Consider the following 24,823-nt stretch of genomic DNA (forward strand, 5'->3'; position numbering starts at 1 on the left):
ACGATTTTTATAAATAACGTAAAGTTTCTGCGAAAAACCTGAACAATCCAGATGAAATATCCGCGCCTGAACTTATATGAAGTTGTATATACATGGAATTCCCTTTGTTTGACGAATAAGAAACCATATTTTCAATTTCCTCTTCCTTTTTCGACAGCCGACGCGTAACACGCAAGCAGGTACTTCTTCTCGGCGTCCCAGTGATAGACATCGCGCGCCTTGAGCGCATTCTGCTTCATCGTCAACCGCAGCCTTTCGTCCTTGACGATTTCGTTCACCGCATCAGCGATCGCTTTCGGATTTTCGGCATCGACGACGATTCCGGTCCCCTCCTTTTCAACGACTCGACGGATTTCAGGCAAGTCAGCCGCAACGACAGGCACGCCGGCAGCCATGTATTCGAACAGCTTGTTCGAGGAGGCCGAATAATGATTGAAGCAGATGTTCTGCAGGACTTGAAAGCCGACAGTGGCTGCAGCCGTGTAGCCCGGCAGGTCGGCGAGCGGCACCTTATCGATGAAATGGATTCTTCCCGTCCCTTGCTCTTTCGCCATGCGTATGAGCTTCTGCTTGATCTTTCCGTCCCCGATGAAGACAAGCGTCCCTTTCTCGATGAACGGCATCGCCTCGATCAGCTTCTCGAGCCCTCTGCCTTCCTGGATGCCGCCTTGATAAAGCAAAATCGCCTCATCTGCAGGAAGCCCGAGTTCAAGCCTGAGCGGACGTGCGACAGGTACTTCTGCCTGATAGAAGGGGTAATTGTGCAACACTCGAGGCAAAACACCATAGCGATGCTCATGGTAGGCTGCCCGCGTATCGTTTTCGACCATCGTCTCCGTCACATGACGAAGGAGCAGACGCTCGAGAATGCCTTGCGCTGGCCCGTAACCTGTCCGGTCCGTCTGTACTTCATGCGAATCATAGATGACCGGTTTCCCACTGCTTGCGATGACGGCCTGAGGCAGCGTATTGAGGTCGTTCGCATGGTAGATGTCGTATTCCTTCTTCATCGCCTGTCGCGTCATCCGGATGATTCCAAAGCTGTTGTAGAGGGCATACCTGACGAACCGGCTCTTCATCGAGACAGCTGTCCCGACCCCGAGGATGAGGAGCGGAGGGAAAGGGAGCAAGACGGCAAGTCCGAGCGTGGCTAAGAGAATTCGTTTTCGCCTGCTAAACTTCTTCAGGAATGCCGAGCCGATCGGAGCACGATTGATCCTGACAACTTTGAAACCTGCTTCGTTCCACTCTTGTTTCGGCAATTTCCCATCTGTCAGACAGAACAATTCCACTTCATACCCCGCCTCGACGAGCGCCGTACATTCCCTTAACACCCGCGCGTCGTTCGTGAACGTGTTCCAGACGAACATCGCTACTTGCTTCTTCATGCACGCACCTCCCGTCTGACCGAGGAAAGTGCCGTGAACAGCTTCTCCTCGTTCTGTTCCCAATCGAAATGTTCCGTCACATACTTCACGCCTGCCTCACCCATCCGTTTACGCCGTTCAGGGTCTTGCGCAAGTTCCCTGATATAGCGGGCAATCTGCTCCGCATCACGATCCCGCGACACGACACCCGCTCCCGACTCCTCGATCACATGCGCCGCATGGCCAGACACTGAACCGACAAGTGCGCATCCCATCGCCATGTAATCGATCAGCTTTCCTGGCGTGACCGTGTCGAACGCAGTGCTCGGCACGAGGGTCGCGAAGGCGATGTCGCTCGCCGCGAGCTCCTTGAGCGCATCCCAACGAGGCATGGCCTCGAGGAACTGGACGTTCTTCAGTCCGCGTTCAGCGATCATCTTCTCGAATTGCTGCTTATGATAGCCATATCCGACGACGCGGAATTCGATTCCCTCCTCGCCGACGAATTGCTTCGCGACATCGAGCAGCAGGAACAGATCTTGTGCGAGCCCGATGTTTCCCGTATAGATGACGCGGACCCGGTCCGATTTCTTTCTCCTCTTGATCAACCATTCGTTCTCCTCGATCGAATTCGGAACGTAATGGATCTTCTCAGGCGATACGCCGCTCTTCTCGATGTAGCCGGCGAACCCTTCGCTGTTGATGATGATTTGGTCCGCCTCACGGTAGAGCAGGCGTTCGAGGAAATAGAGCGGTGTCAGCAGGAAACGTGATTTCGTGATGCCTACACCGATCAGCGATTCCGGCCAAAGGTCACGTACGTCAAGGACGAGTGGGGCCTTCTTGATCCGCTTCGCGATGACTCCGACGAAGCCCATGAATATGGAGGGGGTCGTTGCATAGATGCAGTCGTACGACCTGTCATCGTTTCGCACTTCCTTGACGGCGAGCAGGAATTGATCGATGAACACGCGAAGCCTTCTCCATAAGTTCGCAGTCGAATTGCGGCGACGCGGCCGGATTCGCGTGATCCGTGATTCGTCGAGCGAGGGTTCATCCCAGAATATCGAGTCCGTGTAGATTTCTGCATTCGGATAGATCGGCTCGGACGTCAGGACATGGACGCTGTTGCCTCTGCGTTCGAGGCGTTTGAACACGTTCTTCATCCGATTCGCCGCACTGCCGATTTCCGGATAGAAGTTTTGTGAGACGAGCAGGATGTTCATCCCTTCTTCCGATCGCGTCTGAAACCTGTCCGCCTGATTTTCCAGTACGCCTTCGCGAGTTTCCCCAGTTTCGAATTCGCCAGCGCTTGATACCTCGTTTTCCATCGTTCAGTCGCCTCCATCAGTCCTTGGTTGAGCGTCAACGCTGACTCGTACCGCTCAAGAAGTTCTTTGTACTGCTCTGTCAGCTGGATGTTCCGTTCTTCCCGGATCTTCAGGTCATGTTCGAGCGATTCAATCAGATCAGTCTTCCGCTTCGAATCCACATGCACTCTCTTCGCCTCTTCTTCATGGCTGCTCATCTTCTTCACTTCAGTCTTAAGGGAGATGATCTCCTCCAGATATCGCCGCTCTGTCGCCTCGAACGCATCCTCGAGCCAGGCGATTTCTTCTTCCGTCATCTGACGCGGGAGCATCTTTTCCTCGAATGTCTCGAGCGCGATCCCGAGCCATTTATCTATCCGTTCCACTTTCTGGATTTCACCGTATGGCGTCAACTGCTCGATCAGTTCGCGCAAATAGTAGGTCCGCTTGTGATCCTGGTAATCGTTCACGCCGAACGGGACGGTGACGATCATCCGTCCCCCTGCCTTCGTTAGCGAATGCGCCCGTTCGATGAATCGCTCCGGCTCTCCGATATGCTCGAGGACCTCCGTCATGAGGACGGAGTCGAAGCGCTGCCCGATTTCATATGTCATGAAGTTCGCTTCGACGAACGCGACGAGCTCGCGGACGGACTCCGCCTCGTGACCGAGTGTCTGATTCGCTTCTTCGATCGCTTCGGGCGAGATATCGAGTCCGAGCACCTCCTTACCTTCCCTGCCGAGCAGGATCGGTATGATTCCGCCCGAACAGCCTATATCGAGTATCTGTCGTCCCTTCGCCTCACGGATGATCCAGTGCACGCGGGACCTGACCTTCTTCCCGAACGCGGCACCGAGCTCATTGTAATAGGCTGCACGTATCTGATCACGCGGCCGCTTCATGCCCGTCTTCCCTTCACTCATCGCTTATCAGCCTCCATCACCATTTTTTCGATCGCACGGAAGTTACCGCTCTCGGCATAATCCCTGAATCGCTTCACCTTCGGCCGGCTCAACTTGATCGGTTCATAGAAACCGATGATCGACCGGAGCAATCCGACGTTCTCTTCGAGATCCTCCTTCTGGCTGTTCTCGAGCTTCACCAAATACCAGTGCTCGAAAAAATGTTCGAACCGCTGTGTCTTATAGGCATCGAGCACGCCCGCCTTCGCGAACTTCTCCGCTCTCGCCTTCTCCCTGACGACACTGCGTTCAAAAAAGCGCGGGGTCACGGAATTTACCGTCGATCCTGCGACGGCTGCATAATAATAGTGGATGACCTTGTTGATCAACAGGACTCGTTTCGCGGCAAGCATCATCTCCTGGAAGAACAGGGAATCCTGACCGACTGCTCCGACGACCATCTCGAGTTTATGCTCGAGCAGGAACTCCCGGCGTGCTACGAGTGCCTGGATGCTTTGGACCGCGAAGTGGTGCTCGAGCAGGAAACGTTTCGGATCGTCAAGGACGACCCGCTTCGCAGCGCGAACGGTCGGCAGTGCGATGATACTCGTCTTTTCCGCAAGCTTCTTCATGTGTCCAGCCGCGAAGTCGAGTTGCGCATCTTCCTTCATCTCTCGTAAAAGCAGGGCATAGCGATCGTTGAGCACCTCATTGTCGGGATCGAGATAGGTCACGAACGGCGCCGTCGCAAGCTCGAGCCCTTTGTTGCGCGGACGCGACGCACTGCCGCTCCCTCCGGTCTCGAAGAAGAACGTGCGGACATTCGGCTCCCGTCGAGCCAAGCGGCGGATTGCCATGAGCGTCTCGGCTTCCGTCGAGCCATCATCGACGAGAATGATTTCCGAACTTTCGAACCCATCCATCCGTTTCAAGCTGGCAAAACATTTGTATGTCAAATACGCACCGTTGTTGTAGATCGGCACGATGACGGACAACTCTTTTTTCGCCGGGTCTGCTTCCGATCTCGTCTCGTTCCATTCGAGATGATCGATCGTCAGGACGACCCCATTGAATTCGCCTGCCAGGAAATCCTCATAGGGGACAGACTCTCGCCAGACCGCAGCCCCATCCCTTTTTACGGTGGACACCGAGATCCGGTAGGAGTCCTCGCCCGGACCGGCCTTTCGGACGACGTCAGCTTCGCTGTATTTGAAGCCCGAAACGAGGTCTTCCAGATAATATTCACCGTATGTCGCGTTCGTCATGTACGCGACGATATCGGCAGAATCATAGAGTTCAGGTGTCAAACCAGATACGGCGATGACCTGATCCGGGCGCAAGGTTTGCTCCCCGACCATCTCTGACATCTCCTCATCTTCGATGACGACGAGCAGCCGCCGTTTCTCCTTCGCCGAGTCTCCGCTCACCATTCGGACGAGTTGATCGATTCGATGATAGACGGTGTGCCCCCCCATCACTTGCCGTATTCCTTCGGCCCTCAGTCTCTCGATGTCCTCCGGTGTCGTCCGTTCGAGAATCGACCCGATTTCCGTTTGATCATGCACGGTGAATACGTTCGGGAACAAATTGTTCACCGCGATGCTGTAATTCGAGATGATCAGGTTGCCGAGCGCCTGCGACTCGAAGATACGCCGGGCGCACATCGTCGGACTGTATTTGATGCTGTTCAGGTTCAAGACCCAGTCATAGCACTTGCTGACCTGCTGCAGGGCATCGTATTGAATGGCTGGCGCCACGTGTTGCACGTAAGCGGCCGGGAAGTGATAGTCCGGCAGATCGAGATGATAATTCCGGTCCACGATGTCAAGGCCATGATTCGAGCCAAGTACGCCGTCGAACAGAATCGTCGTATCCTTGACCCGCTCCGGATACTTCGCCATCCAGCTCCCGGCAAACAGGACGCGTCTTTCCATGCTCCGCGTCGCACCAATCGGATTGTGGATCAACGGGTTGACGCCGAACGACATCGCTTCGATGTTCCGATGCCCGCAAGTCTCACGGTAGACCGGAATCATCGCTTCATCGGACGTGAAGATGAAATCAGCCGCCTTTGCGACGTCGATGAAACGTTCGAAGTTACTCGGATCTTCCGTCGACTGGAAGACGACAGGAACCCCCGCCTGTTTCGCACGCCCCATCATGTCAAGCAGCTTTCGCCGTTTCTTCGATTCCGGTGACGCGATCCCTCTCCAGTCGTCTCCTTTAAGGCCCTTCCATGATGTCACGACGAGCAACAGGTCGAGATGCCTCGCGAATACCTCCTCCTCGTTCTCCGGATTCAAGTAATGCAGATTCCACGCGTCCTCATAGTAGGCATACATGAACTCTGAACAGACGATCGCCACGTCAAGCTGGCGCTTCTTGAAATATCGTGTCCCGCTTCGCAGCGGAATGCCTGCGTAGGCAACGTGATCCAAGTAATGCCGGTTGCTGTTCGCCTGGTATGTTTTCGTATCTGCTCCCCTTTTCGTCGCCAATTGTTTCGGCAAGGTCAGCACAGGTAGTGCGCGCAACGACTCGTAGGAGTCTTTATTCGCAGCTTCTTCCCGTTCGATGCGACGCCGTTCTTCACGCACCCAAGCCAGATGTCTATCTAGTTGCCGTTCCAAACGCTGATTCGTCATAGCTGGTACATCCCTTCCTCTTTCTTATCTCCACCCAAGTCTAGTCGCGGATGTTGAAGGTGAAATGAACAATTCTTAACGTTTAAGTAAAAATACGTATCCGTTTTTTACGTTAACGAATCACAAAATATAAATTGATGTCTTAATATAACTCTCATTCCCAAATAACCCCTCTCGCTAACAGCAATGTTTCCTTAACGGCAGGACGGGAATAATGATATATCGATAGTAGGAACAACGAAGAAAACATGGAAGGCAGTGATCATATTGGATAAGGAGCGAGACGATCAACGCAAACAGGAACAGGAACAGCAACAGGACAGTCCGGGCCTTCACCCCGACCCTGAACCTTCAGAGACGTCGAATCCGGCAGGAAAACCGGCCGAGACCCAGCACCCGGACCCTAACCCCGGTGAATCATGACAAAAAGGGCTGATTTCCACTTACTCATGGAAATCAGCCCTTTCATATTTTTCAATATAAGCCAATGAGGTCCTGCGGGCTGTCGATCCTTACATCCGCCGCTTCCCACTCCTGCCTTGTACCGAACCCGTATCGACAGATGACCGACGTCATATTGTGGGCCCGTGCTGCCTCGACGTCCGACATGCGGTCACCAATCATGACATAAGCCGCTTCTCCGAACTCAGCCTTATGGGCAGCGAGTATGTCCGCCTTCTTTTTGCCAGAGACGGACTCGAGGCATTTCGGGTTCGTGAAGAACTCCCGAATCCCCTGCGAATCGAGTATGAGGTTCAAATAATGGACGCCGCAATTGCTCGCCGTCGAAAGGATATGTCCCTCTTCCCGCAGCCGTTCGAGTGTTTCCCGCATGCCCTCGAACAGAACATCCTTCCCTTCCATCGCCTCTTCGAGATGAGCATGGCGCGTCCGACGTATCTGCCGGATTTCCTCGAGATTTGCCCCCGGGAATATGTTCTCCCAGAATGCATTCCCTGCCAGGCCATAACTCGAGCGGACAAGTTCCTCGGAAGGAAGACCGAGATGCTCCAAACCGTCCATCGATCGATGAATCGATACGGTCATCTGTTCTGTCGTGTCTACAAGCGTCCCGTCGATATCAAACATCAAAATTGCCATACCTTTCACTCCTCAGTTGTTTCTCATCTTTTTCCGTCTCCACCGAATCCATACGAAGGCAAGTACGACTCCTGTCAAGAAGACGGCAATCCATTCTTTCGATGGCCCCTCGACGATCACATGCCATCTGGCCCCCAACAACTTTCCTGTCCAGATGAAGAAGAGCGACCAGGCGAAAAAGGACAGGGCGGTCGCAATCGTGAAGGCAGCTCTCGAGACGCCGGTCAGTCCTGCCCCGATCGCAAAACCCATCCGCCACAGCGGCGAGAACAGCAGGATGTATTTCCCTCTGCTGTCCATGTTCGCCTTGAACTGATTCATGCGCGTCTCAGAAATCCGGAACGTCCGGAAAATCCAGTGGAGCGCGCGATCGCTTCCGAACCGCCCAATCGAAAAGAAGATGTTCTGGGTCACGATGAATGTCAAGAGCGCAAGCATCACCATCAGGACGAGACTGAGCTCCGTCTTATGGACGAGATACCCTGCGTAGGCAAGCGGAACTTCACTCGGCAGAAAAGGCATGATGATCGCGACTACCACCCCGAGATATCCATACGTCTCCATCATTCCTTGCCAATCCATTCCGCCCACCTCCTTTTCACCATTATACGGCAATTAGGATGTTCCTGTGGCGTATGACCTTTCCGCAATGAAAAAACCGGTCGCATGACCGGTCAATAGGCGTCTTCGCTTTGGAACGGTTGCGTCCGCAAACGCTCTTGTTCGTCTTTCCAGTCGCTGAAGCGTGAAAGTTCTTCAAATACCGTCTTCGCGACGAATGTGATGATCGCGATGTCATCCGCGAGACCGAACCCGAAAATGAAGTCCGGAATCAGGTCGATCGGCGAGACGAGATAGATCAGGGCACCGACGACTTTCAACATCGTCTTCCGTTCGATTTGCCGGTATTCTCCTTTTTGATAGGCCCGTATCATTTCGGTGAACAATGTGATTGGCGATAACGCCGTCGACAAAGCCCCTTTGTTGTTCGCGACCTTTTGCCACGTGTTCTTGATCAACGGGTTCGTCTTCTTCGGATTCCCCACGTACTCATCTGCCTCCTGCTCATAGGATTGCAGTTCCCGCTCGATTCGCTCATCTTTGAAATCCATCGAATCATCCCTCCTCAGCTTTCTGTTTTTCTATTCCCCGATAATCCTTCGTTCTAATCCTGACCTTCTTCCGCTCTTCGTGTTTGATTGTGGCGAGAGTCGGCTATGAGAGTATAGGAAGAATTTCTGAAACAGGAGCAGGAGGAATGAACATGGACTTCATGAACAAAACAGTCATCATAACCGGTGCTGCGAACGGGATCGGCGAAGAGATCGCCCGCGCTTTCGGCTCAAAAGGCGCGACGGTCGTCCTCGGGGACATCGATCAGATGTCTGGCGATGACGTCGTCTCGGCGATCGAGGAGGACGGTGGCATGGCCTACTTCTACAAAACGGACGTACAAGAGGAAGAAGACGTCAAGCGCTTGATCAGAAAGGCCGTCGAACATACCGGCAGGGTCGACATTCTCGTCAATAACGCCGGGATCATGATCCGAAAACCGTTGTCAGAGCTGTCCCTCGAAGAGTGGGACCGGGTCAATCATACGAATTTGAGAAGCGTCTTCCTCTGCAGCAAAGAAGCAGTTCGCGAGATGAAGAAAAACGAAAAGGGCGGCTCGATCGTCAACATCTCCTCTACGCGCTCCCTCATGTCGGAACCGGACACGGAGTCCTATGCCGCGACGAAAGGCGGCATCAATGCCCTGACACACGCGCTTGCCATCTCGCTCGGTCCAGAGCAGATCACGGTCAATGCCGTCTCACCCGGCTGGATCGAGACTGGTAATTATCATGAGTTGTCACCTGACGACCATGCCCAACACCCTTCAGGACGCGTCGGCAAACCGTCCGACATCGCACGTGCCGTACTTTTCCTCACTCATCCCGATAACGATTTCATCACGGGAGAGAATGTCGTCATCGATGGCGGCATGACCCGGAAGATGATTTATGAGGAAGAGGAGGACTGAGGATACTGAAAGTAGTTCGATATGCCTCTTTTGATATGCAATCCTTCAGGATCAGCCATACTGTCGTCCGGCAGTTGCTGATCCTTCTTTGTTCCCTTCCACCGCCAAACCGGTGATTTACCCCTGATACTGCTTTCTTGAAACCTGAAAATATAATTTCCAGAGAACATATTACAGAATTATGACATGCCAATCCAGCATACCTCTTCCAATCGAGTTACCAACGTGAATATAAATTAACTGTTAAAGATGTTGATAGACCGCTGATTTTATGAAATGATTGAGAGCTCATTCCCTCCATACCTCTTATATTTTCATAAAACAAACGTTTTTTTCATCGAATGTATTTAAAGAAATTGTAACGGAGCTCCCCGTATTTTCTTGTTACAGTAGTCCTTGTGACGCAGATACGACTCGTCAGGAAGGACTGAACCGATGAAATTCTTATCTATAAATACATTGAAGCCTCTAACGATTACCCTCATGACAAGCGCACTTCTTATCAGCCCGTTTCATGCAAACAAAGCGGATGCTGCAAGCCCATATACGGAAAGACAACATCAAAACCAGACGGAGCAGAAGAAGCAGCGCTCGGCGCTCTCTGCAAAAGAACGTCAGCTCGCTGCCGTTCAAAAACAAATCTACGCGCTCGACCAACAGATCAACGGTCTGACGCTCCAGGTCGTCGAGAACACGCGTGAAATCGCGAAAAACAAAAAAGAACAACAGCGCCTCGCACTCAAGATTCGCAAACTTCAGGCTCAGATCGCTGAGCAGGAGAAGATGCTCGGGGAGCGCCTCGCCGTCCGTCAATCATCTGCCGATACGGCACCGATTCTCGAAGCGGTCTTCGGGGCGAAGGACGTTGGCGACATCATCAGCCGCTTCAACGCCTTCAATACGATCGCGGAGAGCGATGCATCGCTTCTCAAGGACTACGAAGCGAACAAGCAACAACTCGCCGCAGCGAAGAAACGGCTCGACGAAGCGAGAAAAGAACTCGTCGAACGTCGTGCGACTCTGAAGCAGAAACAAGGCGAGCTTGCGAGCGAAAAGGCGAAACGCTCAGCCATCCTCAACCGTCTCAATGTTGACAAGCAACGAATCGAGACGAAAATTCTTGGCCTGAAAGAAGCATCGAGCTTGATCAGAGCACAGGAAGCAGCAGCGAAGCGAGCAGCGGCTGCCGCAAAACAGTCGACACCATCGTCAGGCAGCGGCAAGATCCTCTCGTCAGCAAAAGGCAAGTTCATCCGCCCAGCTGAAGGACGCATCTCACAAGGGATGGGTGCAGCGAGCGGCTCGAACGGATACAGTTATCACAACGGGACGGACATCGCTGGTCCGGTCAACTCGCCAATCGTCGCCTCGGCGTCAGGTACGGTCATCCAGGCGAGCAGCGGCGGCCCTTACGGCAATCACGTCTATATCTCGCATAACATCGGCGGGAAGACGTATACGACTGTCTATGCCCACATGAACTCGCTGACGGTCTCCTCAGGACAGCAAGTGAAGCAAGGTCAACAGATCGGTACGCTCGGCAGTACGGGCAACTCGACTGGTCCTCACCTCCACTTCGAGATCCATGATGGAGGATACCAATATAGCGCGAGCGGACGTACGAACGAGATCGACCCGCAAAGCTTCTTCTGATAGAAATGAAAAAGAGTATTAATACAAAAAATCCTCCATTGAAGACAATGGAGGATTTTTTTGTATTCAAGTTTGAAAATGATTCGTTTCCTGTTCAAGCACGGAGGCCGTCTTCTCAAGATCGCGCATGAGTCCGTAGATGTTCTCAAACGATGCTTGCTGATCCCGCATCGATGCGGCCACTTCCTCGTTGCCGGCAGCGATTTCTTCCATCACTCCGCTGACCGTGCCCACCTGCGCGACGACGGATTCCGCCTCGCCTTTTGAACGGACCATCTGGCTTGAGACGTAGGAAAGCGTCTCAGAAATGCGCGACACGTCCTCCCGCGTCTTCAGGAACGACTGCTTCATCTCGTTGAAGTTCGAGATTTGTGCGCGTTGCTCATCGACGGAGGCTGCAAGCAGCTGCTGCAGTCTCTCGCCGTCGCCTCGAATCGTCCGGACGAGACTGAAAATCGAACGTGTCGCCTGGTTCGTCTCCTCGGCAAGCTTCTTCACCTCGCTCGCGACGACCCCGAATCCGCGTCCCGCGTCTCCTGCTCGGGCCGCTTCGATCGCCGCATTGAGCGACAATAGATTCGTCTGTGCCGCAACGCCTTCGACGAGTTCAGCCATCCGCTCGATCTGTTCCGTCTGCTCGAGGAAGCGTGCCATTTGATCCGAGAGCGACCTTCCTTGGACGGCTGCCTTCGCAAGTGCACCTGCCTGTTGCTCCATCACCTCGACACTATCGCGCATCGTCGCATCGGCTCTTTTCCCGTCAGCAAAGGCGGCGTTCGTCCGTTTCTCGCTTTCTGCAAACAAGTTACGCAGCTCCGTGATCGTTCCGACCGCCGATTGGAGGTCGTCAGACACCGTCTGCGTTCCGCCAGCCATGTCATGGATCGCCTGCGTCATGTTTCCGGACACTTCGACGACGTTCTCGTTTTCCGCACTCGCCTTCTCGCTCATCTGATAGATCCGGTTCGATGTCGAGCTGATCGAGATGATGACATCACGAAGCGTACCGTTCATCCGTGAAATCGAGCGCTCCAGGCGTCCAATCTCATCATTGCGTTCAGCTGCCTCGAAATCCTCCGACAAATCGCCGTCCGAGATTTTCTCGGCAATCCGGACGATCCGGTCGATCGGCCGGACGATGCTCCGGGCGAACAGCCAGTTGTAAATTGCAAGAGCAAGTAGCAGCAAGATCGAGACGAACAGGGTATTTTGCGTCAGAGCGTTCGTCTTATCCTTCGCTTCCGCCTGAAGAGCGCCATAGAACTCACCGTTCTTCGCGTGGAGCGTGTTCAAGTCGCTGAGCACCCCCTCGATCCGGGCCGCGTGCGAGCGGATCGAGATCGGTTCCTGCTCCGCGAGCAGGCTCGGCACAGCTTCGTTCAGCAGCGAATACTTCTCGGCCGCGCGGTCGACATGGACCCGGAAGTCATCAATCAGGTAATCATCCTTCAATGCCTTGATCCGTACTGCATTCTTTTTCGAAAGTGAAGAAGCCTGATCCATCTGATTCTTCGACGGCTGTTCCGCGAGGCGGAGCCATGCCGCTTGTTCATACAACAGCTTCGTCTCAAGTTCCGACACCTCGACGAGCTGTTTGCCATAGTCTTCGTTGTATGACTGGATCTGTCTCAACTCGATCAGCGTCCATCCCATCAAACCGAATACAGCGAGCATCGTGATGAGCGTAGACAAAATAAATCTTTTTCTGAGCGTCATCTGATCACCGCCTTTCCATTAAGCAGGTCTTTCTTCAGTTCCTCGATCCGCGTGTTCTCGTCTGCAGTCCATTCGGCATTGCGGATCGGTGCGAGCGCGATCCCGCCTTCCTTGATGCCGAGTGTGACGTGCCCTCCTTGAAGCCCTTCCTGTTCAACCTGATGTGCGATCTCCGTGATTGCGAGATCGACCTGCTTGAGCATTGACGTCATGACGGCGTCGGGTGCGATCGCCGTCTGATCCGTATCGACCCCGATCGCCTTGTGTCCCTTCTTCTCGGCAGCTTGCAAGACGCCGCTTCCCGTCAATCCGGCAGCGGCGTACAGGACGTCTGCCTTTCTTTTCATCTGCGCGTTCGCCAGCTGATTTCCTTTTTCAGGTGCTGCGAAATCCTCCGCGTAGTCGACGAGGACCTCGATTTCCGGATCGATCGCTTTCGCCCCTGCACGATAGCCATTCTCGAATTTCTCGATCAATGGAGAACGCATCCCTCCAACGAATCCGATCGTCTTCGTTTCCGACTCGAGAGCAGCGACCGCACCGGCGAGGTAGCTCCCCTCGTCCTCACTGAACGTCAGCGAGAGAACGTTCGGAAGATCCGATACCGCGTCGACGATCGCGAATTGCTGCTTCGGATATTTTTTCGCCACCTTCTCAAGGTCCTGCTGCCCCATGAATCCAAGACCGACGACGACGTTCGGCTTCTCCTTCGCGAGCGCCTCGAAACCGCCTTCATATGTCTTCGTCTCAGAAAGTTCGCGGTAGTCGACGAACCAGTCGTCTTTTTCCCGCAGCAGCAACATGCCGCCCATCGCCGCGTCGCTGAACGATTGATCACCAAGTCCGACATCGGACAGAACGACCCCGATTTCCTTTCGTTCCTTGACTGCGGAAGCCGGATCATCAAGAACGCTTGTACAGCCTGCCAAAACGATCGTCATCCCGAGCACCATGGATCTATATTTATTTTTCACGGTATTCACTCCTTTTCTTCTTTGCTCCCTCCTTATCGGCAAAGCGGTCAGACCTCTTAACATACATTGAAAATATCAGAAAATTGAATTCTCAATATATGTACACAAAAAAACCATCCCTCAAAGAAAGGGATGGTTCAGATGACTCAGTAGTCGCTGTCAGATGATCCGCCAGTGACGATGGCGATGCCTGCAGATGCACCGATACGGTTCGCACCCGCATCGATCATCGCTTTTGCACCTTCGAAGTCGCGTACGCCGCCTGAAGCTTTGACACCGATGTCAGGACCGACAGTCTCACGCATGAGACGGATGTCTTCAACTGTCGCGCCGCCTGTCGAGAAGCCTGTCGACGTCTTGACGAAGTCAGCTCCGGCTTTGACCGAGAGTTCGCATGCCGTCTTGATTTCTTCCTTCGTAAGAAGGCAGTTCTCGAAGATGACTTTGACGAGTGTGCCGTTTGCCGCTTCGACGACTGCACGGATGTCACGTTCTACGAGCTCAAGGTTTCCTTCTTTCAAAGCGCCGATGTTGAGAACCATGTCGATCTCCGTCGCACCGTTCTTGATTGCGTCCGTCGTTTCGAAAGCCTTCACTTCCGGAGTGTTCGCTCCGAGCGGGAAGCCGATGACTGTACAGACCTTGACGTCGTCGTCCGATTTCAAGAGTTCTGCCGCGAGTGCGACGTGTGTCGGGTTGACACAGACACTAGCGAATTTGTATTCAAGTGCTTCTTTGCAAAGCGTTTCGATTTGGGCACGTGACGTCTCAGGCTTGAGCGCCGTGTGGTCGATCATTGCTGCCAGATTCATGTTTGTTCCTCCTTAAATTTTCACATTGTAACCTTTTACATTCTACCACGCAAGAGGTCAGACTTCTATCATTTCAAGCGACTTTTTTCTGCTGTTTTTTGCGAAGCCATAATCCGTTGGCCGTAAAGACGAGTGCGGCCGACCAGATGAATGAAAACGCAATCAAATGAGCACGCGTGAACGGTTCACCATACAGCAGGACACCAATCGCGAGCGAAAGCGTCGGCGCGACGAACTGGAGAAAGCCGACGAGCGTGTAAGGGATACGTTGTGCCCCGTATCCGAACAGGAGAAGCGGAACGGCCGTGATGATTCCCGTCGCGATCAGACCGACCGTCAGACCAGCACCTGCGCCGAGCGATGCCTCCCCTTTTGCGCCGAGCCAGATCATATAGATCAGGACGATCGGCAACGGTGCAAGCGTCTCGAGGCTCAAGCTGACAGTCGATTCGAGCGGCCGGCGTTTCTTGACGACGCCGTATATGCCGAAGCTGAAGGCGAGCGCAATCGCGATCCACGGGAAATCTCCGTATCCGATTGCAAGGATCAGGACACCTGTACCGGCTAGCAGGATCGCGATCCATTCGACTCGAGAAAGAGATTCCCGGAAAAAGACGACGCCAAACAAGATGCTGACGAGCGGATTGATGTAGTAGCCGAGTGATGCCTCGACGATGAACGCATGGTTGACTGCCCAGATATAAATGAACCAGTTCATGCTGATGATCACGCCATTCAAAAAGAAAAGGCGTCTTGTAAAGGAGTTCGAGAGTGCCTCCTTGAATTTCGGCAACGCTTTTTGGTAGTAGAGCAATCCCATCAGAAACAGGAACGACCAGACGATCCGGTTCGCGAGGATCTCCTCGCTCGACACGTCGCCGAGCAATTTCCAGTAGATCGGAAGCAATCCCCAGATAACATATGCCGACAAGGTCGCAATAAAGCCTTTTTTGTCCATGATTATCTTCTCTCTTCTTTCAAGTCTGTCGATTATTTTCAGGAAACCTTGCCCGTCACCATCCTTGCACCACGAATACCGCTGACCGTAAAGACGGCGACGCCTGCCCAGATGAACAGGAAGGCGATGAGGTGAACTTCCGTGAACACATCATTGAACAGGAAGATTCCGAGGAACAGCGTAAGTGTCGGGGCGATGTATTGCAGGATGCCGACGTAGACGAACGGGATCCGCGGCATCCCGTAACCGAACAGCATCAATTGAAATGCCGTCGCGACGCCGAGCATCGTGATCGCGATCAATGGACCCGCAGACAGCGCTGTCATGTCTTCAGGCGTCATCGCGAGCGCAAAAACGGCGAACGGCATCGTCACGAGCGTCTCAAGGAACAGACCGGACAACGGTTCTGCCGCCGCTTTCTTCTTCAACACCCCATAGAACGCGAAGGAGATGGCGAGGAGGAAGGCGATGAACGGGAATTGCCCATAGCCGAATGTCAGGACAGAGACGCCTACGACGGCGAAGCAGATCGCGACGATCTGTGCACGCGTCAGACGTTCCCTGAAGAATATCAATCCGAACAGGACGCTGACGAGCGGATTGATGTAATAACCGAGCGACGACTCGACGATATACCCTTCCCCGATCGCATAGAGATACAGCGTCCAGTTCAGCCCAAGGACGATACCAGCCAGGATGACCGTGTGACGCTGACGAGGATTCTGCCAGAGTGTACGAACGTTCCTCATTTTGTTCATCAGGTTAAGTAAAAGGAAGACAAATAAAAACGCACTGATGATGCGGATCGATACGACGGTCCATGCCGGAACGCCGTCTGCGAACAGTTTGTAGATCGGCAGCAATCCTCCGATCGTATAGCCGGCGAACGTCGCGCCCATACCTTTCTTATCCACGAGACACCTCCAAAATATAGGACCGCCGCCAGGCAACGGCCCCTGAATCGTCATTGTGCATCGAGTATCTCGAAGAGCGTCTTCCGCTCCTCTTCCGTGATGTCGCGCCACTGTCCGATCGGCAGATCTCCGAGATCGATGTTCATGATCCGGACGCGTTGCAGCCGCTTCACTTGATAGCCGAATTCTTTACACATCCGGCGAATCTGGCGGTTGAGCCCTTGCGTCAGGATGATCTTGAACGTCCGCCGGTCGACGCGTTCCGTCACGCACGGCTTCGTCGTCGTGCCGAGGATCTCGACCCCGCTTGCCATCCCTTTCAGGAATTCGTCGGTGACCGGCTGATCGACCGTGACGATGTACTCTTTATCGTGATTGTTCTCAGCTCTCAAGATCCGGTTGACGATATCCCCGTCGTTCGTAAGCAGGATCAATCCGTCCGAGTCCTTGTCGAGACGCCCGATCGGGAAAATCCGTTCCGGATGTCCGACGAAATCGACGATGTTCCCTTCGACGTCGAGCTCCGTCGTACACGTGATCCCGACCGGCTTATTGAGCACGATGTAGATCGATTCCGGTTTCGCCTGGAGCGGCTTCCCGTCGATTTGGACGTCGTCGCCCGCTTCTGCCTGGCTCCCGAGTTCGGCCAACTTTCCGTTGATCGTGACACGTCCCGCATCGACGAGCTTGTCCGCGGCCCGTCTCGAGCAAAAGCCCGTCTCACTGATGAATTTGTTGATTCGCATTCTTTCCACGCTCCGTTTCAGAAAATCTGTTCTCAGTGTATCTCATCCCGTGCATTTGTACAAAAATATCCGTCTCCATGGTAACGCGTTGCCTCGAAAGCCGAATTTTTCACCAGATGTCGATTATTCGAGATGATTCTGAAATAATCAGTATTTTTTTGAAAAAAGTGCAAATCCAATCTTGGCGATATTATACTTTTTAGAACTTATGAGGGGGAGGATCAGCATGAACGATTGCTTCATTTGCGACAAACATGCCGAAGTCATCGAGACCGCCGGGATCACGATCCACGAGGACGAATACGTCTATGTCGGTCATATCGACCGGGCCGGTGCACCGAACTATCTTGGGCACATCATGATCGACTTGAAACGGCACGTACCGACGCTTGCCGAATTGACGACCGACGAAGCGACCGTGTTCGGGATCATCATGGCACGCGTCAGTAAAGCGCTCAAGGAGTCTGAATCGGCAGAACATATCTACGCCCTCGTCTCCGGGAATTCCGTCCCGCACCTCCACATGCACCTGATCGCCCGCTACCCGGGTACACCGAAAGAGCACTGGGGCCCGATGGATGTCTATGGCTGGGAGGATGCACCGATGGGCACCGAAGAGGATGTCGTCCGACTATGCCTGCGTCTGAAAACGTACTTGGAGGAGGATGACCATGAATGAGACCGCTCGACAGTTCAGCTGGGTCGGCAGCCGCGAACATTTCGTCGACGCCATCGATGTCCAGCGTCTCGAACATATCGCCGTCGGACGGTATGGCGGCAACTCGAGCGCCGGCCAATATAAGAACGAGGACGGCTGTCTCGTCTGGTCCGATGTTCGGAAGGACTGGGAATTCGCCGTACTGCTCGACGCACACAATACGGCAGAAAGCGCCGAACAGGTCATCGAGCTGATCGAGCGAAACGAATCCCGGATCAGAACGCGGCTCGAGTCGCCAGCGACGCAATCAACGTTCAAACTTTTAGAGGAAGAGATGCTCCGGATGTTCCAATCGGAGGATTTCCTCGCCGCTTGCCGCAACGTCACGGGCGAGACCGCTTGTCTGATCGCAGTTCGAAAAGAGAATTACCTCTGGTGGTTCTCGGTCGGCGATTGTATGCTCTATCTCTTCCATCCCGAACTCGCGGCGCTCGGCCAGTTCCAGCTCAATCAACGGCAATTCTTCGAATGGGTCGGGCAAGTCAATACGTTCGAACGAAACGTCCCCTGTTACAGCACCGGCGTAAGGGAGCTCCGGACGGGTGAAAACCATATCCTGTTGACGACGGACGGCTTGACGGAGTGTCCGAACGACCCTTATTCGACACCGATGGATATCGCCGACGCGTTTCGCGGATTGACAGACGAGGAAGGGATTCAGACCATGCTGAAGAAGATCCAGGCTAACGGTGTCAGAGACAGCACGACGATCGTCTCCTACAAGGTGACGAACCCGCTCGAGGCGACACGGCCGAGCAACGCTTAGCACGTTCGTTCACTCCGAAACGTCACCTTTGCAAGGAACCATATGAAAAATGCCATGATTCCCAGCTGCTAGCGCGGGAATCATGGCATTTCTTTTTCAGGTCAGATGGCAGAAGCTTTGAGCGTCTCCATGACGCGGACGAACTGTCCCTCGTTGAGCGGATAGCCAGCCTTCGTCACTTTGACGCGGACGAGTTGACCGATCAAGGACTCATCGCCCTCGATCGCGACACGCAAGTAGTTGTCCGTATAGCCGACGAGCTTGCCGCCTGCCTCTTCCGAGAACTCTTCCGGAATGATTTCGAGCAGTTCGCCTTCGTACTTCGACGCATACTCCTTCGCGAGCTGATCCGAGAGCGCGATCAGACGGGCGACACGCTCCTCTTTCACACTCTCTTCGACCTGGTCCTCCATCATCGCGGCCGGTGTCCCGGTCCGTTTCGAGTACGGGAAGACGTGCAGTTCGCTGAACTTATGGTCGTTGATGAAGTTGAACGTCTCCATGAACTCTTCTTCCGTCTCGCCCGGGAAGCCGACGATGACATCTGATGTGATCGCGCAGTCAGGCAGCACTTCCTTCAGGCGCGTGATCCGTTCGCCGAACTCGGCCATCGTGTACTTGCGGCGCATCCGGCGCAAGACCGTATCGGACGCCGACTGGATCGGGACGTGCAGATGGCGGACGACGATGTTCGAGTCCTTCAGGACGTCGAGTACCTCATCCGTGATCTGGCTCGCTTCGATCGACGAAATCCGCAGACGTTCGAGCCCTTCGACCGATTCGAGCGCCTTGAGCAGCTTCGCGAGATTGTAGTCCTTCAAGTCCTCTCCGTAACCGCCTGTATGGATACCGGTCAGGACGATTTCCTTGTACCCGGCGTCAACGAGCTGTTGCGCCTGCTTCAGGACATCTTCCGGCTGGCGTGAGCGCATGAGTCCACGCGCCCATGGGATGATGCAGAACGTACAGAAGTTGTTGCAGCCTTCCTGGATCTTGAGAGAAGCCCGTGTCCGGTCCGTGAAGGCAGGGACGTCGAGCTCCTCGTAGACTTTCGCCTTCATGATGTTCCCGACGGCGTTGATCGGCATCCGCTCCGTGCGGAACTGCTCGATGTAGCCGATCATCTTATGTCGATCCTGCGTACCGACGACGACATCGACGCCCGGAATCGCCATGATTTCAGCCGGCGACGTCTGTGCGTAACATCCTGTCACACAGATGACGCTGTCCGGATTTTGGCGAATCGCACGGCGGATGACCTGACGGCTCTTCTTGTCACCAGTGTTGGTGACGGTACATGTATTGACGACGTAGACGTCCGCGTTCGCCGAAAAATCGACACGGTCATAACCCGCGTCCTTGAACAGCTGCCAGACGGCTTCCGTCTCATAATGATTGACTTTACAGCCAAGCGTTTGAAAGGCTACAGTTGCCATTTCGTTCACCCTTTCAATTCAAACTGATACGACACTGCTGACAAGACATAGAATGGAGCCGTCTCCGTCCGGAGGATTCGGCGACCGAGCGCGGCAGCCCTGAATCCAGCCTGCATGAGCCGCTCGACCTCACCTTCCGTCAATCCCCCTTCAGGGCCGATGACGACGAGGAGTGAGTCTCCCGGTTTCAATGTCTCGAGTGTCTCAGCGAACACGGAACGTTCTCCGGCCTTCGCTGTCTCTTCATAGGCGATCAGACAAGCAGTATAGTCTGATGCCGCCTTCAGTACTTCATCATACGTCACATAGTCAACTTCTGGCAACTGTACCCGGTACGATTGCTCGGCTGCTTCCTTGACGATTTTTTGAACGCGTTCGAGCTTCTTCGGGACCTTCTTCGCGTCCCATTTCGAGACCGAACGGGCCGCTTCGAAGATGAGCAGACTGCTCATCCCGAGTTCGGTCCCCTTCTGGGCGACGAGCTCGATCTTATCTCCTTTAGGAAGCCCGTGCGCGATCGTCACCCGAACCGGAAGCTCGGTATCACTTTCAAGCGACTCCTCGATCTCAGCGATGGCCTCGCTCTTCGAAAGCGATACGAGACGGCAACGGAACAGACCGCTGCCATCAAGGACGAGTATTTCGTCCCCTGCCTCCATCCGCATGACGTTCATGATATGATGCGCCTCTTCCTTGCCAAGGCGGAACCGCTGTCCGTCACGTGCTGAAGCATCGACGAAATAACGTTGCATCTCACTCGCCCCGCTTCGCGATGATCGCGACCCAGTCCTCGAGCTTCGTCGTCTCGATGATCTCGAAGCCCGCAGCCGTCATGGCGTCCGCCACCATGTCCTTCTTCTGGGAGATGATGCCTGAAGCGATGAAGTGACCGCCCGGGAGCGTCAGCTTGTAGGCGTCTTCGACGAACAACAGGATGACTTCGGCTAGGATGTTCGCGACGACGAGCTCGACGCCTTCTTCGATCCCCTTCATGAGGTCGCCTTGACGGATCGTGACGCGGTCACCGACCTTGTTGAGCGTGACGTTCTCGTTCGCTGAACGGACCGCGACCTCATCGAGATCGAGACCGAGTACATCCTTCGCACCGAGCTTCGCGGCAGCGATCGACAGGACACCCGAACCCGTCCCGACGTCGATGACGCGGTCATCCTGCTTCAAGTAGTTCTCGATCGCCTGGATGCACAGCACCGTCGTCGGGTGCGTCCCTGTTCCGAACGCCATACCCGGGTCGAGCTCGATGATCTTCTCGCCTTCATGCGGGACATATTCTTCCCACATCGGGACGATCGTCAAATGTTTACTGATCTTGACCGGCTTGTAGAACTGTTTCCACGAATGAGCCCAGTCTTCTTCATCGACTTCAGAGAGCGTGACAGCACCGGAACCAATCGAGAGTCCGTAGCGTGTGAGCAACTGGATTTCGCGTTCGATTCCTTTGATCGTATCCGACAGGTCGCTGCTCTCCGCGAGATACGCCTTGACGAGAACTCCCGTCTCCGGATAATCCGCACGGTCCATCCCTTCCCAAATCTCACCGAAGTTATCCTCGCGGTGTGACATCACTTCGAGATCCTCGACGTCCTCGATCACGACTCCGCTCGCTCCTGCTTCGTGCAAGATGTTCGAGACAGCCTCGACTGCCTGCTGTGTCGTATGGACACACACTTCTGACCATTTCACTTTCGTCACGCTCCTCTTTCTCAACCTTTGAAGAAGGTCTTGATTTTACTGAAGACGCCTTCGTGTTGCTCCTCGACGCCCTTCTCATCACTGATTTCATTGAACTCGCGCAAGAGTTCCTTCTGGCGGTCCGTCAGATTCTTCGGCGTCACGACGACGACGTTGACGTACTGATCACCGTGGTGTCCGGTCCGGACGTTCGGCATCCCTTTCCCGCGCAGGCGGAAGCGTGCATTCGTCTGCGTTCCCGACGGAATCTTCAAGCTGACTCGGCCATGAACGGTCGGCACCTCGATTTCGTCACCGAGCGCTGCTTGCGCGAACGTCAGCGGCATGTCCATGACGATGTGATCGTCGACACGCTCGAACAATTCATGTTCGCGTACACGGACGACGACGTACAAGTCGCCGTACGGTCCGCCATTGACGCCTGCTTCACCTTTGCCGGCAAGACGGATCTGTTGCCCGTTGTCGATCCCGGCTGGAATCTTCACCTTGACGTCCTTGTTCTTCCGGACACGTCCCGCACCGTGGCACGTCACACAAGGCTCCTTGACGACTTGGCCTCTGCCGTGGCACGTCGTACAAGTCGTACGGTTGACGACACGACCGAACATCGTATTCTGCTCGATGTTGATCTGACCGGATCCGCCGCATCGCTTACACGTCTCCGGATGTGTCCCGGGCTTCGCACCGGAACCATGACATGTTCCGCAGTCCTCTTCGACCGGAATCGTGATGACCTTCTCGATGCCTGTGACCGACTCCATGAAGTCGATTTCTTCTACATATTGTAGATCCTGTCCTTTGCGCGGCGCATTCGGGTCCTGGCGGCGTCCTCCGCCTCCGAAGAACATGTCGAAGATGTCGCCGAAGCCTTCTGCTCCACCGAAACCGCCCCCGCCCATGCTTGGGTCCTGATGACCAAAACGGTCGTAATGGGCGCGTTTGTTATCGTCCGACAGCACTTCGTAAGCTTCAGACAGCTCCTTGAATTTTTTATCCGCGTCTTCTTCCTTGTTGACGTCCGGGTGATACGTCCGAGCGAGTTTTCGATAAGCCCGTTTGATTTCAGCTGCCGAGGCGTCACGTGAGACACCTAGCACTTCGTAATAGTCGCGTTTTTCCACGTTCAGTCGCCCTCTCTCTCCGATTCAAATCATACTTATTGATTTTACCGAACTTCATCCGACAAGGAAAGAGCCAAAGCGCGGGAATCACGCTTTGGCTCTCTCGTGCCTGACGATAGTCGATTACTTGTTGTCGTCGACTTCCTCGAACTCAGCATCCATGACGTCATCGTCCTTTGGACCTGCCTGTGAAGCATCTGCACCTTGATTTTGTTCAGCTGCTTTCGCATAGACTTTTTGCGTCAATTCCTGAACGACGTTCGAAAGTTCATCCTTCGCAGCACGGATCGCGTCGACGTCAGTTCCAGCGAGTGCCGCTGTCACTTTCTCCTTCGCAGCCTCTGCCTTCTCTTTGTCTTGTGCGTCAACCTGTTCGCCGAGATCTTTCAGCGCCTTGTCCGTAGCGAAGACGAGCTGATCTGCTTCGTTGCGAAGGTCGACTTCTTCCTTACGCTTGTTATCCGCCTCGGCGTTCGCTTCAGCGTCTTTGACCATCTTCTCGATATCCGCTTCAGTCAAGCCGCTAGACGATTGGATCGTGATCGACTGTTCCTTATTCGTACCGAGGTCCTTCGCCGATACGTGAACGATACCGTTCGCATCGATGTCGAATTTGACTTCGATTTGCGGTACTCCGCGTGGTGCCGGCGGGATGTCCGTCAGTTGGAAACGGCCGAGCGTCTTGTTATCCGTCGCCATCGGACGTTCTCCTTGAAGGACGTGGATGTCTACCGCTGGCTGGCTGTCAGCCGCAGTCGAGAAGACTTGTGACTTAGAAGTCGGGATCGTCGTGTTGCGATCGATCAACTTCGTCATGACGCCACCCATCGTCTCGATACCGAGCGAAAGCGGCGTGACGTCGAGGAGTACGACGTCCTTGACGTCTCCTGTGAGGACACCGCCTTGGACAGCTGCCCCGAGTGCTACGACTTCATCAGGGTTGACGCCTTTGAACGGCTCTTTTCCAGTGAAGTCTTGAACTGCTTTTTGGACTGCAGGGATACGTGTCGAACCACCGACGAGGATGATCTTATCGAGCTTGTCCGGAGTCAAGCCTGCATCTTTAAGTGCACGGCGTGTCGGCTCCATCGTACGTTCGACAAGGTCAGCAGTGAGGTCGTCGAATTTAGCGCGCGACAGCGTCATCTCGAGGTGAAGCGGGCCTGCCGCTCCTGCCGTGATGAACGGAAGGCTGATTTGCGTCGACGATACGCCAGAAAGGTCTTTTTTCGCTTTCTCAGCTGCGTCTTTCAAGCGCTGAAGCGCCATCTTGTCTTGCGCAAGGTCGATTCCGTTCTCCTTCTTGAACTCAGAGACGAGGAAGTCGATGATCTTTTGGTCGAAATCATCTCCACCGAGACGGCTGTCACCGGCAGTCGAGACGACTTCGAATACGCCGTCGCCGAGCTCAAGGATCGAGACGTCGAACGTACCGCCCCCAAGGTCATAGATGAGGATCGTGTGGTCTTCACCTTTGTCGAGACCGTATGCGAGCGCAGCAGCCGTCGGCTCGTTGATGATCCGTTTGACGTCGAGGCCGGCAATTGTTCCCGCGTCCTTCGTCGCTTGGCGTTCTGCGTCGTTGAAGTAGGCAGGAACCGTGATGACCGCTTCCGTCACTTTTTCACCGAGATAGTCCTCTGCCTGTGCTTTCAATTTTTGAAGGATGATCGCCGATACTTCCTGCGGCGTGTAGTCTTTCCCTTCTACATGTACTTTATAGTCCGTACCCATGTGGCGCTTGATCGACATGATCGTGTTCGGGTTCGTGATCGCCTGGCGCTTCGCGACCTCACCTACCTGACGCTCCCCGTTCTTGAATGCGACGACGGATGGCGTCGTACGGTTCCCTTCTGCGTTCGCGATGACGACAGGCTCGCCGCCTTCCATCACTGCCACACATGAGTTCGTTGTTCCTAAGTCAATCCCGATGATTTTTGCCATGATGATT

The 24,823-nt window shown here is 54.2% G+C and carries 23 protein-coding genes; 5 read left to right on the top strand and 18 right to left on the bottom strand.

Annotated features, from left to right (window positions below):
* Window positions 1–131 precede the first annotated feature (131 nt).
* From DFG60_RS03870 to DFG60_RS03885, 4 genes are read right to left on the bottom strand one after another with little or no spacing between them, the layout of a single operon-like run.
* On the bottom strand, window positions 132–1,388 hold the full coding sequence (locus DFG60_RS03870; RefSeq protein WP_232818611.1) for a glycosyltransferase: 1,257 nt from the start codon (window positions 1,386–1,388) through the stop codon (window positions 132–134).
* On the bottom strand, window positions 1,385–2,698 hold the full coding sequence (locus tag DFG60_RS03875; RefSeq protein ID WP_232818612.1) for a glycosyltransferase family 4 protein: 1,314 nt from the start codon (window positions 2,696–2,698) through the stop codon (window positions 1,385–1,387). Before DFG60_RS03875 ends, DFG60_RS03870 begins: the two co-directional genes overlap by 4 nt.
* Complete coding sequence (locus DFG60_RS03880; protein WP_232818613.1) at window positions 2,590–3,600, bottom strand: class I SAM-dependent methyltransferase; 1,011 nt, start codon at window positions 3,598–3,600, stop codon at window positions 2,590–2,592. The genes DFG60_RS03875 and DFG60_RS03880 overlap by 109 nt, the downstream gene beginning before the upstream one ends.
* Window positions 3,597–6,224 carry a glycosyltransferase gene (locus DFG60_RS03885; protein ID WP_114570429.1) on the bottom strand — a complete coding sequence of 876 codons (2,628 nt, stop codon included), beginning with the start codon at window positions 6,222–6,224 and terminating at the stop codon, window positions 3,597–3,599. Before DFG60_RS03885 ends, DFG60_RS03880 begins: the two co-directional genes overlap by 4 nt.
* 267 nt (window positions 6,225–6,491) lie before the next feature.
* On the opposite strand from DFG60_RS03885, the gene DFG60_RS13610 reads away from it, so the two are divergent.
* Entirely contained in the window at window positions 6,492–6,647 is a 156-nt protein-coding gene (locus tag DFG60_RS13610) for a hypothetical protein (protein WP_198661541.1), read from the top strand.
* 51 nt (window positions 6,648–6,698) lie between these two features.
* Here the strand turns inward: DFG60_RS13610 and DFG60_RS03890 are convergent, their stop codons facing one another.
* The 3 genes from DFG60_RS03890 to DFG60_RS03900 all read right to left on the bottom strand — a co-directional run bounded on the left by DFG60_RS03890 (window position 6,699) and on the right by DFG60_RS03900 (window position 8,437).
* Window positions 6,699–7,325, bottom strand: coding sequence for an HAD family hydrolase (locus tag DFG60_RS03890; RefSeq protein ID WP_114570430.1), 627 nt, complete (start codon window positions 7,323–7,325; stop codon window positions 6,699–6,701).
* 12 nt (window positions 7,326–7,337) lie between these two features.
* The gene (locus DFG60_RS03895) at window positions 7,338–7,907 is read right to left on the bottom strand and encodes a DedA family protein (protein WP_114570431.1); all 570 of its coding nucleotides are present in this window, start codon (window positions 7,905–7,907) and stop codon (window positions 7,338–7,340) included.
* A 92-nt stretch (window positions 7,908–7,999) separates the two neighbouring features.
* Window positions 8,000–8,437 (bottom strand): YkvA family protein, encoded by a 438-nt coding sequence (locus tag DFG60_RS03900; protein ID WP_114570432.1) that lies wholly within the window; start codon window positions 8,435–8,437, stop codon window positions 8,000–8,002.
* 152 nt (window positions 8,438–8,589) lie between these two features.
* On the opposite strand from DFG60_RS03900, the gene DFG60_RS03905 reads away from it, so the two are divergent.
* Both DFG60_RS03905 and DFG60_RS13805 read left to right on the top strand, forming a co-directional pair.
* Window positions 8,590–9,348 carry an SDR family NAD(P)-dependent oxidoreductase gene (locus tag DFG60_RS03905; RefSeq protein WP_114570433.1) on the top strand — a complete coding sequence of 253 codons (759 nt, stop codon included), beginning with the start codon at window positions 8,590–8,592 and terminating at the stop codon, window positions 9,346–9,348.
* Window positions 9,349–9,831: 483 nt separating this feature from the next.
* Complete coding sequence (locus DFG60_RS13805; RefSeq protein WP_269801287.1) at window positions 9,832–11,001, top strand: murein hydrolase activator EnvC family protein; 1,170 nt, start codon at window positions 9,832–9,834, stop codon at window positions 10,999–11,001.
* A 66-nt stretch (window positions 11,002–11,067) separates the two neighbouring features.
* Here DFG60_RS13805 and DFG60_RS03915 read toward each other — a convergent pair whose 3' ends face one another.
* The 6 genes from DFG60_RS03915 to rluF form a co-directional block, all read right to left on the bottom strand.
* Entirely contained in the window at window positions 11,068–12,717 is a 1,650-nt protein-coding gene (locus DFG60_RS03915) for a methyl-accepting chemotaxis protein (RefSeq protein ID WP_114570435.1), read from the bottom strand.
* Window positions 12,714–13,691, bottom strand: coding sequence for a BMP family lipoprotein (locus DFG60_RS03920; protein ID WP_332871676.1), 978 nt, complete (start codon window positions 13,689–13,691; stop codon window positions 12,714–12,716). The genes DFG60_RS03915 and DFG60_RS03920 overlap by 4 nt, the downstream gene beginning before the upstream one ends.
* 146 nt (window positions 13,692–13,837) lie before the next feature.
* Entirely contained in the window at window positions 13,838–14,503 is a 666-nt protein-coding gene (gene deoC / locus DFG60_RS03925) for a deoxyribose-phosphate aldolase (RefSeq protein ID WP_114570437.1), read from the bottom strand.
* 73 nt (window positions 14,504–14,576) lie between these two features.
* Window positions 14,577–15,461 (bottom strand): EamA family transporter RarD, encoded by an 885-nt coding sequence (gene rarD, locus DFG60_RS03930; RefSeq protein WP_114570438.1) that lies wholly within the window; start codon window positions 15,459–15,461, stop codon window positions 14,577–14,579.
* A 38-nt stretch (window positions 15,462–15,499) separates the two neighbouring features.
* Entirely contained in the window at window positions 15,500–16,375 is an 876-nt protein-coding gene (gene rarD / locus DFG60_RS03935; RefSeq protein ID WP_114570439.1) for an EamA family transporter RarD, read from the bottom strand.
* 50 nt (window positions 16,376–16,425) lie between these two features.
* On the bottom strand, window positions 16,426–17,121 hold the full coding sequence (rluF, locus tag DFG60_RS03940) for a 23S rRNA pseudouridine(2604) synthase RluF (RefSeq protein WP_114570440.1): 696 nt from the start codon (window positions 17,119–17,121) through the stop codon (window positions 16,426–16,428).
* 226 nt (window positions 17,122–17,347) lie between these two features.
* Between rluF and DFG60_RS03945 the strand changes: the two genes are divergently transcribed.
* Complete coding sequence (locus tag DFG60_RS03945; protein WP_114570441.1) at window positions 17,348–17,800, top strand: HIT family protein; 453 nt, start codon at window positions 17,348–17,350, stop codon at window positions 17,798–17,800.
* Complete coding sequence (locus DFG60_RS03950; RefSeq protein WP_114570442.1) at window positions 17,793–18,605, top strand: protein phosphatase 2C domain-containing protein; 813 nt, start codon at window positions 17,793–17,795, stop codon at window positions 18,603–18,605. The genes DFG60_RS03945 and DFG60_RS03950 overlap by 8 nt, the downstream gene beginning before the upstream one ends.
* 101 nt (window positions 18,606–18,706) lie before the next feature.
* Here DFG60_RS03950 and mtaB read toward each other — a convergent pair whose 3' ends face one another.
* The 5 genes from mtaB to dnaK form a co-directional block, all read right to left on the bottom strand.
* Entirely contained in the window at window positions 18,707–20,041 is a 1,335-nt protein-coding gene (gene mtaB / locus DFG60_RS03955; RefSeq protein ID WP_114570443.1) for a tRNA (N(6)-L-threonylcarbamoyladenosine(37)-C(2))-methylthiotransferase MtaB, read from the bottom strand.
* Window positions 20,042–20,046: 5 nt separating this feature from the next.
* Window positions 20,047–20,793, bottom strand: a complete 747-nt coding sequence (locus DFG60_RS03960; RefSeq protein WP_114570444.1) for a 16S rRNA (uracil(1498)-N(3))-methyltransferase — start codon at window positions 20,791–20,793, stop codon at window positions 20,047–20,049.
* Window position 20,794: 1 nt separating this feature from the next.
* Window positions 20,795–21,742 carry a 50S ribosomal protein L11 methyltransferase gene (gene prmA / locus DFG60_RS03965; protein WP_114570563.1) on the bottom strand — a complete coding sequence of 316 codons (948 nt, stop codon included), beginning with the start codon at window positions 21,740–21,742 and terminating at the stop codon, window positions 20,795–20,797.
* Window positions 21,743–21,762: 20 nt separating this feature from the next.
* Entirely contained in the window at window positions 21,763–22,872 is a 1,110-nt protein-coding gene (gene dnaJ / locus DFG60_RS03970; RefSeq protein ID WP_114570445.1) for a molecular chaperone DnaJ, read from the bottom strand.
* A 123-nt stretch (window positions 22,873–22,995) separates the two neighbouring features.
* Entirely contained in the window at window positions 22,996–24,816 is a 1,821-nt protein-coding gene (gene dnaK, locus DFG60_RS03975; RefSeq protein WP_114570446.1) for a molecular chaperone DnaK, read from the bottom strand.
* Window positions 24,817–24,823 lie beyond the last annotated feature (7 nt).

Origin of the sequence: Exiguobacterium flavidum, assembly GCF_003344535.1 — a bacterium.
GTDB lineage: Bacteria > Bacillota > Bacilli > Exiguobacteriales > Exiguobacteriaceae > Exiguobacterium_A > Exiguobacterium_A flavidum.